Source organism: Streptococcus mitis, assembly GCF_002860865.1.
Taxonomy (GTDB): Bacteria; Bacillota; Bacilli; order Lactobacillales; family Streptococcaceae; genus Streptococcus; species Streptococcus mitis_AT.
Genome location: NZ_PKIE01000001.1, coordinates 460,554 through 471,838, shown reverse-complemented (window position 1 = coordinate 471,838; position 11,285 = coordinate 460,554). Strand labels below are relative to the sequence as shown.

Annotated in this window: 7 protein-coding genes; 1 reads left to right on the top strand and 6 read right to left on the bottom strand. The window is 39.4% G+C overall.

Annotated elements, in window-relative coordinates; translation table 11 throughout:
- Window positions 1-68: 68 nt before the first annotated feature.
- The 4 genes from CYK18_RS02405 to adcAII all read right to left on the bottom strand — a co-directional run bounded on the left by CYK18_RS02405 (window position 69) and on the right by adcAII (window position 8,355).
- Complete coding sequence (locus CYK18_RS02405) at window positions 69-740, bottom strand: CPBP family intramembrane glutamic endopeptidase (RefSeq protein WP_101784823.1); 672 nt, start codon at window positions 738-740, stop codon at window positions 69-71.
- Between the two features lie 354 nt (window positions 741-1,094).
- Entirely contained in the window at window positions 1,095-4,247 is a 3,153-nt protein-coding gene (locus CYK18_RS02400; protein WP_101784821.1) for a pneumococcal-type histidine triad protein, read from the bottom strand.
- A gap of 162 nt (window positions 4,248-4,409) precedes the next feature.
- The gene (locus CYK18_RS02395) at window positions 4,410-7,430 is read right to left on the bottom strand and encodes a pneumococcal-type histidine triad protein (protein WP_101784819.1); all 3,021 of its coding nucleotides are present in this window, start codon (window positions 7,428-7,430) and stop codon (window positions 4,410-4,412) included.
- 7 nt (window positions 7,431-7,437) lie between these two features.
- Complete coding sequence (adcAII, locus tag CYK18_RS02390) at window positions 7,438-8,355, bottom strand: zinc-binding lipoprotein AdcAII (protein WP_000744913.1); 918 nt, start codon at window positions 8,353-8,355, stop codon at window positions 7,438-7,440.
- A 153-nt stretch (window positions 8,356-8,508) separates the two neighbouring features.
- Between adcAII and CYK18_RS11010 the strand changes: the two genes are divergently transcribed.
- Window positions 8,509-8,640 (top strand): hypothetical protein, encoded by a 132-nt coding sequence (locus tag CYK18_RS11010; protein WP_004248630.1) that lies wholly within the window; start codon window positions 8,509-8,511, stop codon window positions 8,638-8,640.
- A gap of 18 nt (window positions 8,641-8,658) precedes the next feature.
- Here the strand turns inward: CYK18_RS11010 and CYK18_RS02385 are convergent, their stop codons facing one another.
- Complete coding sequence (locus tag CYK18_RS02385) at window positions 8,659-10,050, bottom strand: APC family permease (protein ID WP_001020332.1); 1,392 nt, start codon at window positions 10,048-10,050, stop codon at window positions 8,659-8,661.
- 215 nt (window positions 10,051-10,265) lie between these two features.
- Window positions 10,266-11,240, bottom strand: coding sequence for a DUF1002 domain-containing protein (locus CYK18_RS02375; RefSeq protein ID WP_001227768.1), 975 nt, complete (start codon window positions 11,238-11,240; stop codon window positions 10,266-10,268).
- Window positions 11,241-11,285 lie beyond the last annotated feature (45 nt).

The following is an 11,285-nucleotide window of genomic DNA, read 5'->3' as shown; positions in this document are numbered from 1 at the left end:
AAAATAATCAGTTCTTGCTCATTTGTTGAAAAGAAAATGCCGGAAAGTTCCGACATTGTTTTAGTAAGCTAACTTCCTGAAAATAGTTGTAACCATACATCCCAGAAGGCAGTGATATTGATGAGAATATGAACTAGTATTGGATAGTAGAGACTTTTTGTCATGCGATACAATAGAGCAAAAATAAGCCCTCCGCTAGCATAAATGAAAAAAGCAAGAGGAGTTAAAGCGAAATTGATATGAATATAACCGAAAATAATAGCAGAAAGCAAGACATCTCCGTACCAAGGCGAGTTTTTAAAAAAGGTTGTCATAAGCACACCGCGATAAATCAATTCCTCAGCAATAGGGCCGATGAAGCAAGCTATGAGCAAGAAATAGGGTAATTCCTGTCTCCCTATCATTTCTATCGTTTCATTCAAAGAAATTTGATTTGAAGACGAGGGTATGAAATAAGACAAGAGGAAGTCAGACATATACGAAATGATGTAGCCCAGTAAAAGGTAGATAAAGTACCTCGGCTGCCACTTGAAATGAAAAGTCTTCTTTCCTGCAAAAACTAGTAGATAGATGACTGCTAATAAAAGACCTCCACTCTCCATCCAAAGCAGAATCTGAAAAAATTCACGACTTGCTGGTAGATAAGGCTTTGCGAGGTGATTGAAAAGCCTCCAAAACCAAGTTGATTTGTAAAAAATTAAGGACAATGCTAGTAAAATCTGAACAATCCATTTTTTCATCTTAAACCCTCTGTTTTCCTTGACTAGATTATTGAATATAATGGTTTACTTAACTGTATAACAAGTTTAGTATAGCATCTCTTTACAAAATATCCTCTTCAAATCATGAATTGTCATCAAAACATCCTAGACTGTAAAATCAATTAAACCCTACCCTTTTACCATTATCTCCTCTAACAAAGGAAGACCTATGATTAAGTTACTAACCTTGGACATAGATTGATTTCTCCTAAATGAAGCCAAAGCCCCCCAAAAAAATCAGGTGGTTTATTTGGCCTGAACCTTACGGAGCAAGACAAATAAAAGCCAGTATTGCTACTGACTCTTACATCATTTTAATTTAACAAGATAAAATTATGCCTCTGGTTTCGTCGTAACTGACTCACTTCCTTTTAGCAAAGCAAGCAATTTTTCTGCTTCTGCCATGATGCCATTATTATCCATGGTTTGGAGACTCAGATTATTTCGTAAACCAGCTAGGCTCTCTGTCACATTGTTTTTCAAGCTAGCATCCGTTACTTTATCAAGTAAAGCTTCTACTTCTTTAAGCTTGGCTTCTACTTTTTCAGTCTCTACTTGAGGGACTTCAGCTTCGTCTGTTGTATCGTTAGCAACTCCCTCTGTCTCGTCTTCATCAGTGCTCGGTTTATAAAGATTATCTACTGAAGGGTTTAAACCTGCGTGATTCTCTTTTTCATCAGATTCAGGGCGAGTTGGCTCACTTACTTCATCATGTTTCTTATCTTCATCAGGTTTACTGTCTTCTACTTTATTTTTACGAACATGGTCGCTGGCATTTCCCCAACCATTATCTGAGTGAGGACGTTCGTTTGGATGTTCTACATAGTATTTTACAGTCGCAAAGAGATCCTCTAAACTATAGCCTTTAGGTGCCTCATAAAGTCCTTCGTCAAACCAAGAAAATTTAATGTTATGGTAATGGTCGTAATGAGGTATAATCAAGCTACCGTTTTTAACTTCAACAGTATGTTGGAGATTGTAAGGCATGTGATCAAGTGGAACCTTCTTAGCTGCCTTCACTTTATTATAGATTGCTTCTACTCCTTTAACCTCAGTATTTCCTGAACCCTGATTCTCTGTTGAAGGAGGTGTCAAACCTTTCTCTTTAGCATAAGTCTGAGCTGCTGCTCTTTCAGCTTCAGACAAACTTTCTTTCTTAATCCAATGACTATGAGTCATATGTGGAGTTACATAGGCATCGCCTTCATCGCTAGTTATGTCACGAGGATCAAAGATATAGCCATCTTCTGTTGTATACTTACCTGCTAATTTCGCTAATTTAATTTCATCGTCCGTATAAGCAATTTGAGCATTTGGTTTGCCAAGTCGCTCTGGATGGGTAATTGGTGCTAGGAAGGTAAGAATATCATCAACTAACTTGACTTTATCACTTGAAACATCATTAAGACGTTCCAATAGTTTATCCAAAGCGTCAAAATCAGCTTGGCGCCCTTTATTAGAAATCAAATTTTGATGAACTTTTGCTAGTAAATCATAAACCTTGTTGTAAAATTCTTGATCACTAGAAGGGATGGTACTTTTCTTAGCTCCTAACACATGAGACAAACTTTCTTGTTTGGAAAGTTTATTATCAATGGCTGCAACAGTTTCTGCTGAAAGTTCCTTAGCAGAAATATAACGAGAAATTCCATTCTCTTCGAAGACATAACCATCAGCTACTTTTCGAACCGCCTGTTTCACCAATTTTTCATCAATTGGATTGCTTGGAGATGATTGAGGATTTGGTATAGGTTGTGGACTTGGTACTGGGGTAGGATCTGGAGCAGGGATTAGATTTGGTCTTGATGGTAACCAATGACTTGAACTATAATGAAGTGGAATCATTCTTGCAATCTTCTGCTCTAAATCAGACATTTGTGAATAAGGAATAAAGTGATAATGGTCTCCGTGAGGCACTGCTACACCGTTAGCTGTACGTTTGATAATTTGTGCCGGATCAAAGACTAGACCATCCGATTCCACATGGCGTTCTGATAAAGGTTTGGCATACAATTCACTTAGAAGTGTTGGGATATCTTCCACTTGATTTTGATGATATGTTGGGGTGACAGTCAGGTTTGGACTCTCTGTCAAACTTGGTTGGGCTGGTTTAGCATTATCACTAATTGGTTTACTTGAGTTTGTAGAAGAATGTGAGCCCTGCTTCCCATTCCAATAGGCTTGGGCTGCAGCCAATTCTCCTGCTGATAAATCACTCTTAGGTATATAGTGGAAATGATTGCCGTGCGGTACAACAAAAGCGTCACCTGTATCATCAATTACATCTGTCGGACTAAAGACATACCCATCATCCGTTGTATAAGCGCCTCCAGTTCCTCGATTCGGTGCCGGAGTATTGAGATTAAAGTTTGGTTTAATCGGTGAACTTGGTGTTGAACTTGGTTTATCTGTACTGCTTGGCTTCGTATTATCAGCATGACTTTGAATTGGCTGACCTCCAATTGGTAGATTTCGAGCCAATTTTTCTTCCAAAGCAGACATTTGTGAATAAGGAATGAAATGGAAATGATCCCCGTGAGGCACTGCTACACCATTGGTAGTACGTTTTGTAATCTGCGCTGGGTCAAACACCAAGCCATCAGACTCCACATGACGTTGGCTAAGTGGCAAAGCGTACAATTCTTGAAGGAGACTAGCTAAATCCTCACTTTGACTTTCAGGAGCAGTTGCAGAATCTTGAGGAGCCTCAGATTGACTCGTTCTCACACTAGATCTTGTTTCTCCCCTGCTTGAACGATATTCAACCGTACTTAATTGACCACCTTTTCCAGATAAGAAGGCTTGGGCAGCAGCTAGTTCACTAGCAGACAAGTCACTCTTAGGAATATAATGGAAGTGATTGCCATGAGGAACAATATAGGCATCACCCGTATCCTCAATGATATCAGAGGCATTAAAGATATAACCATCATCCGTTGTATAGCGTCCTTGAGCTCTGGCAGCAACTACCGCCTGATCGTTAGAACCGCCTCCATGATTATGACTGTGTTCCTGCTTCTGACGTTTAATCTCTTCTTTTGTCCGAATATTGTCCGCATGAGCTGCATCCTTAAGGTAAACATAGTATTTCCCGTCTACCTTAATCACATATCCACCCTTAATTTCATTGACAATGTCTGAATCCTTCAACTGATAATTCGGATCTTTCATCAGCAGTTCTTCACTGATGATGGCATCATAAGGAACCTTGCCATTATAGTAATGATAATGGTCTCCATGAGAGGTCACATAACCTTGATCCGTAATCTTGATGACGATCTGTTCTGCGTTGATTCCCTCTCTCTTACTGACTTCATCTGGTGTCAAGTTCTCTGCTTTTTGACCAGCCTGATCACCGTCTATATAAGCAACTCGATTAGAATCTTTCTTAACTTGACCAGCTTGGTACCGTCCAAGTTCATAAGAACAAACACTTAGGGCAAGAACTGCCACTGAACCCGCTACATATTTTTTATTGATTTTCATTCTTTCCTCTTTTCTTAAGCCTATTTGATTCACCACAAAACGATGAACCGGTTAATTAACTAGTTAATAGTTTACTCTTTTTAGTATTCCTTGTCAAGAATTTTTCGTATATACATAATAAAAATGAAAGCCTCTTTATCGAGACTTTCATTTTTCATTGGTTTATTTTTCTTTGCTTACATATGTAGGATTACTACCTTTTAACAAAGCAAGTAATTTCTCTGCTTCTGTCATGATACCATTATTATCCAAGGTTTGGAGACTTAAGTTATTTCGTAAACCAGCTAGGGTTTCCGTTGCATTGGCTTTCAAACTAGCATCTGTTACTTTAGCAAGTAAAGCTTCTGCTTCTTTGAGCTTGGCTTCTACTTTTTCAGTCTCTACTTGAGGGACTTCTGGTTCAGCAGGTGTTTCCTCTACTGGCTCTTCATCTGCTTTGAAGTTCTTATTTGGATCTTCACTGTGGTCTTTCTTACCTAAGACATGCTCGCTGGCATTGCCCCATCCATCATTAGAATGTGGACGTTCGTCAGGATGTTCAACATAATACTTAATCGTCGCAAATAAGTCTTCCAGAGTATAACCATTTGGAGCTTTGTATGAGTGATCATCAAACCAAGCAAATTTAATGTTATGGTAATGATCCTTATGAGGAATGATTAAATTACCATTTTTAATCTCAACTGTATGCTCAACCATGTATGGAAGTCGAACGAGTGGAATCCGTTTCTCACCTTTCACACGATTGTAAATAGCCGCTGCACTATCTCCAGTTGGATTTGCTTGAGCATCTGCGTCTGCTGACGGAGGTAGAATTCCTTTTTCTTTAGTATAAGATTGAGCAGCTGCTTTTTCCTTATCAGAAAGGCTATCTTTTCCAATCCAGTGACTATGACCCATATGAGGCGTTACATAGGCATCTCCTTCATCACTGATAATATCATGTTCGTCAAAAATGTAGCCATCTGAGGTTGTATACTTATCAGCTAATTGTGCAATACGGACTTCGTTTTCGGTATATTCAATTTGAGAATTTGGTTTACCAAGTCGCTCTGGATGAGTAATTGGTGCTAAGAATGCCAATAAATCATCTACTAATTTTCCTTTATTAGAAGATTCATCATTCAAGCGTTCTGCTAATTTGTCTAAGGCTTGGAAATCAGAAGTACGACCCTTATTTTCAGACAAGGCTTTATGAGCCTCGGCCAATAAATTATATGCTTTATCATAAAATTCTTGGTCACGAGGAGCGACATTTTCTTTCTTCGCAACTAGGGCATGCGTCTCTTGAGTTTTCTTAGACAAGAGATTTTCAATAGCGTCAATCTTATCCTTGGCTAAGTCTTTAGCTAGAACATAACGACTAGCGCCCTTATCTTCTATAATATATCCATCACCAACTTTTCTAACAACCTGATTGACATCAAATTCTGTCGGTTTATTTTCCACTGGTGCTAGAGGTTTGGTAGTAGGGGCTGGCTTCAGTGGAGTAACACTTGGCAAGACACTGCCATTTTGTCCCTTGACGGCTATCATACGAGCCAATTTTTCTTCCAGCGGTGACATTTGTGAATAAGGGATAAAGTGATAATGGTCTCCGTGAGGCACTGCGACACCATTTGCAGTACGTTTGATGATTTGGGCCGGATCAAAGACTAATCCATCCGATTCTACATGTCTCTCTGACAAAGGTTTGGCATACAATTCACTTAAAAGTGTTGAAATGTCTTCCCCTTGATTTTGATGATAAGTTGGGGTGACAGTCAGGTTTGGAGTCTCTGTCAAACTTGGTTGGGCTGGAGCCGGATTTGGATTGTTACTACTTGGTTTACTTGAGCTTGTAGCAGAATGTGAGCCCTGCTTCCCGTTCCAATAGGCTTGGGCTGCAGCTAATTCCCCTGCAGACAAAGCACCTTTTGGTATATAGTGGAAATGGTTGCCGTGCGGTACAATAAAAGCGTCTCCTGTATCTTCAATTACATCTGTCGGACTAAAGACATACCCATCATCCGTTGTATAAGCGCCTCCAGTTCCTCGATTTGGTGCCTGTGAATTGAGATTAAAGTTTGGTTTAATCGTTGAACTTGATGTTAAACTTGGTTTCTCAGGACTGCTTGGTTTCGTATTGTCATCATGACTTTGAACTGGCTGACCTCCAATTGGTAGATTTCGAGCCAATTTTTCTTCCAAAGCAGACATTTGCGAATAAGGAATGAAATGGAAATGATCTCCGTGAGGAACTGCCACACCATTTGCAGTACGTTTTGTAATCTGTGCTGGATCAAACACCAAGCCATCAGACTCCACATGACGTTGGCTAAGTGGCAAAGCGTACAATTCTTGAAGGAGACTAGCTAAATCCTCACTTTGACTTTCAGGAGCTTTGGCAGAATCTTGAGGAGTTTCAGATTGACTCATTCTTAGACTAGATCTTGTTTCAGCTCTGCTTGAACGATATTCAACCGTACTTAATTGGCCACCTTTCCCAGATAAGAAAGCTTGGGCAGCAGCTAATTCACTAGCAGACAAATCACTCTTAGGAATATAGTGGAAGTGATTGCCATGAGGAACAATATAAGCATCACCCGTGTCCTCAATGATATCAGAGGCATTGAAGATATAACCATCATCCGTTGTATAACGGCCTTGAGCTCTGGCAGCAACTACCGCCTGATCGTTAGAACCGCCTCCATGATTATGACTGTGTTCCTGCTTCTGACGTTTAATCTCTTCTTTTGTCCGAATATTGTCCGCATGAGCCGCATCTTTAAGGTAAACATAGTATTTCCCGCCTACCTTAATCACATAGCCACCCTTGATTTCATTGACAATGTCTGAATCCTTCAACTGATAATTCGGATCTTTCATGAGGAGTTCTTCACTGATGATGGCATCATAAGGAACCTTGCCATTATAGTAATGATAATGGTCTCCATGAGAGGTCACATAACCCTGATCCGTAATCTTGATGACGATCTGTTCTGCGTTGATTCCCTCTCTTTTACTGACTTCATCGGGTGTCAAGTTCTCTGCCTTTTGACTAGCCTGATCACCGTCTATGTAAGCAACTCGATTAGAATCTTTCTTAACTTGACCAGCTTGATACCGACCAAGTTCATAGGAACAAACACTTAGGGCAAGGACTGCCACCGAACTCGCTACATATTTTTTATTGATTTTCATTCTTTCCTCACTTTAATTCTTCTGCTAAAACACTCATATTTTCTTCCAGGTTTTCTAAATAAGTCTTGTCATTTTGTGGGTCTGCCTCTAAAGGATTCAGAGTTTTAAGCCCCACACCTGTTGATTTGACAAGAGTTTCAGCTACTTTTGAAGAAGCATTACTTTCTGTAAAAATCGTTTTAACCTTATAGGTTTTAACAAATTCCTGAATTTCTGTAAGTTGTCGTGGACTTGGTTCTTGTTCAGGAGAGATGCCTGCAATACCAAGTTGATTAAGTCCAAATCTCTTCGCTAGATAAGAAAAGGCTGTATGTTGTGTTACAAATGTTTTCTGAGTCGCTTTTTCAAATTTAGGCTGGAATTTCTTAGTCAGTTCTTGAGCTTTTTTGATAAAGGCTTGCGCATTTTTCTGGTAAGTTTCTTTATGCTCACTATCCACCTCTGAAAGTTTATCAGCGATAATCTGGGCTTCTTCGCCAGCTTTTTCAGGATCGAGCCAAGTATGAGGGTCATAGAGTGTTTTTTCATCAACTCCATCCCCTGCTTCCACATCTTCTAGCCCTGGGACGCGGTCTAAAGTCATTCCCTCTGAAGCCTCTAAAACCTTCACTTTAGATTTTTTTAGATTTGGATCCAGACTTCCTGCCCAAGATTCGAGCGTATGAGAATGGTAAACAAAAACATCTGCATCATAGATGGCTGCGATATCATTTGCTGAAGGTTCAAAGGAGTGAATCCCACTACTTGACTGAATCATTCGAACATCATTCAAGTCACCAGATACTTCCTTGACCATAGCATAGATAGGATAAAAACTAGTTACAATTTTCATCCCTTTACCTGACTGGCTTTCCTTTTGACCACAAGCACCTAAACACAAAAGAAAGATACTTAACAATACTAAAAATAAACTTTGTTTCTTCATGGATAACCCCTTAACTATTTAATTAACTGGTAAACATTCTACTCCTAAAAATTTAATCTGTCAAGCTATTTTAAGAAAAAAATTGAAATTTCTTTCACATATAAAAATCTGCTGAGTTTCAATAACTCAACAGATTCTCACTTTATATAGTCAATGAAAATCAAAGAGCAAATTAGGAAGCTAGCCGCAGGTTGCTCAAAGCACTGCTTTGAGGTTGTAGATGAAACTGACGAAGTCAGCTCAAAACACTGTTTTGAGGTTGTGGATGAAGCTGACGTGGTTTGAAGAGATTTTCGAAGAGTATTATTCTTCTATGGTAGAATGCTTATAGCCATAAGTGAAGTAAATAATACTTCCTACTAACAATGCAACTAGGAAAGCAATCCAAGTTTCCATATTATACTGCAACATAAAGGATAAACAAATGATGATTGATAAAATTGGTAATAAGGGTACCAATGGTGTTTTAAATTCTCCAGCTTTGGGCATTCCTTTTTCTTTCCGTAAGCGAATCAAACCATAAGCCAGCATGATCAAGTAGGCCAAGGTACAAATGTTTAAGAAGGCTGCGATACTGGCTAGTGGGAATATTCCTGCAGCTACTGCTGAAGCTAGACCTGTCAAGATAGTAGCATTCTTTGGTACCTTGCTAGTCTTCGTTAGTTCTTTAAAGGAGGCAGGCATTAAGCCGTCACGCGCTAAACTGTAAATCATACGCGATAGGGCATAGGTCATCGAAATACAAACTGTAATCAAGGTCAAGATAGCCACCAATGACACATAGTTAGCTGCCCAACTAATCCCAACGCTACGAAGAGCATAGGCAACAGCATCATCTACATTTAGATGACTATAGTGAACCACACCAGTCAAGACAAGGGTCACCAAGGCATAGAGAATGGTTACAATAGAAAGCGATAAGACAATCCCTCTAGGAATATTTTTTTGAGGATTCTTGACCTCATCTACAGCCATAGAGATGGATTCAAATCCCAAAAATCCAAAGAACATTAAGGACGCACCAGCCATAATACCAGTACTAGCTCCATAGATTTGTCCAAAACCATAAGGAGCAAAGTTGCTCCAATTATCAAGCTTGATATGCCAAATTCCCACCAAAATAAAGAGAGCTAAAGCGGAAAATTTCAAAATTACTAGAATAGAATTAAAGCGTAAGGCAGCCTTGGCATTAAGTAAAACAAGCGAGGTAACTAAAACTAAGACAAGAATAGGTAATAAATCAACAAATGTCCCTGCTTGAGGATTGAAGGTGCCATTTAAAGCCTGAGGAAGGACTATCCCATATTGAGAAAGCAAGCCTTTAAAATAAGCTGCCCAACCCGAAGCCACACCAGATATGGCTGTCATGAATTCCATCATGGTTAACCAGCCAGCCAACCAGGCTGGGAATTCTCCTAAAATAGCATAGAGATAACTGTAGGCACCACCTGTAGCGGGTACTCGCGAAGCAAATTCTGCAAAAAAGAGGGCTGATAATCCCACACACAAGGCAGAAATAACGATTGAAATCACTAGGGCTGGACCTGCTAGAGTTGCGGCTGCAGTGCCTGTAATTGTAAAGACGCCTGTCCCTACCATGGCTCCGATTCCCAGCAAAATCAAATCCCATAACTTCAAATGCCTATGCATCTCCGTTTTATCTAAACTAACATTCTTTGTTCTAAATATATTCATCTTTGACTCCAAAATAAAATGATGATTCTATTTTACCATAAATATAGGAGATTTGTGAATATTTATAAAACATTTTTCTGAAAAAATCTGACTACCTTTTTGTAATAGCTTATACTCAATGAAAATCAAAGAGCAAACTAGGAAACTAGCCACAGGCTGTACTTGAGTACGGCAAGGCGACGTTGACGTGGTTTGAATTTGATTTTCGAAGAGTATTAAGAACCAAAACTCTTGAAGAAGTTGACAATGGCTTGCCAGAGGGCGCTTAAGAAATTACCCCCGTCCTCTAGCGCCTTATCCGCATCAAAGTTAAGATTGATATTTTTAAAACTGTCGCCAGCTTGTGAAACAATACTTTGTTTCAGGTCATTTAGGGTTTTAGTGAAGTCTGCATTGCTGAGGATATCACTCTTTGAGAGGTTCAATGCAAAATTGATGATGATATTGATCTGGTTTCCTGTTATAACCTGATCAAGTTTATAATTTTTTAAAGTATCTTCAACAATTTTACGGACATCTTCTTCTGTCAGATTTCCCTTGCTTTCTTTAGCTTTGGCCAGTCCTGACTTGATATCAGCTAGGGCAACGTTTAATTTATTAGCATCATAGCCTGACTTGTCCTTGTTTTCAGCATTGATATCTGACAAAGCCTTCAACTCTTCTTGAGCCAAGTCTTTATTGGCTTGCGGCACCTTGGCTCCATTAGCTTCTAGCGAATAGTAGATCCCTGCTAAAGCACTCTCACCTGTAACTGGAATAGGTGCTGCTACAGTGATTTTGGCGTGTTCCACACCCAAAGTTACGGCCGCATTGCGGTACATATCCTGCGTCACCTTAGTAATGTTTTCTGGTGTTTCAATCTTGACCTCAAGTGGTGATTTGTCACCTAGCTTTTGAATCTTGGCTGATGAATACAATTGTAAGCTAGAATCATTGGCAACATTCATAATCTTAGAATAGACATCAGGTGTCATGGTCTTGAGTTCTTTGGTGTCTGTTGAGGCATTGTAGCCCAGTTTTTTAAGGGTTTGATTTTTTTGGTCTTCAGACAATGATGAACCTAGGACATATTCAGGTTGAACATAGGTTTCATCGATGACTTTTTGAACATCTGTTGCTGCATGGACACTATTCATAGCTGTTACTGCCCACAAGACCGCAGCACTAGTCAGAAAGAGTTTCTTTCTCATAGGGAATTTCCTCCTTTACCTTTCTAGAGTAATATATCTATCTTA

Bases quoted from the DNA above. Each gene is read 5' to 3' on its own strand.
- CYK18_RS02405 (WP_101784823.1), bottom strand. From the start codon at position 740: ATGAAAAAATGGATTGTTCAGATTTTACTAGCATTGTCCTTAATTTTT.
- CYK18_RS02400 (WP_101784821.1), bottom strand. From the start codon at position 4,247: ATGAAAATCAATAAAAAATATGTAGCGGGTTCAGTGGCAGTTCTTGCC.
- CYK18_RS02395 (WP_101784819.1), bottom strand. From the start codon at position 7,430: ATGAAAATCAATAAAAAATATGTAGCGAGTTCGGTGGCAGTCCTTGCC.
- adcAII (WP_000744913.1), bottom strand. From the start codon at position 8,355: ATGAAGAAACAAAGTTTATTTTTAGTATTGTTAAGTATCTTTCTTTTG.
- CYK18_RS11010 (WP_004248630.1), top strand. From the start codon at position 8,509: ATGAAAATCAAAGAGCAAATTAGGAAGCTAGCCGCAGGTTGCTCAAAG.
- CYK18_RS02385 (WP_001020332.1), bottom strand. From the start codon at position 10,050: ATGAATATATTTAGAACAAAGAATGTTAGTTTAGATAAAACGGAGATG.
- CYK18_RS02375 (WP_001227768.1), bottom strand. From the start codon at position 11,240: ATGAGAAAGAAACTCTTTCTGACTAGTGCTGCGGTCTTGTGGGCAGTA.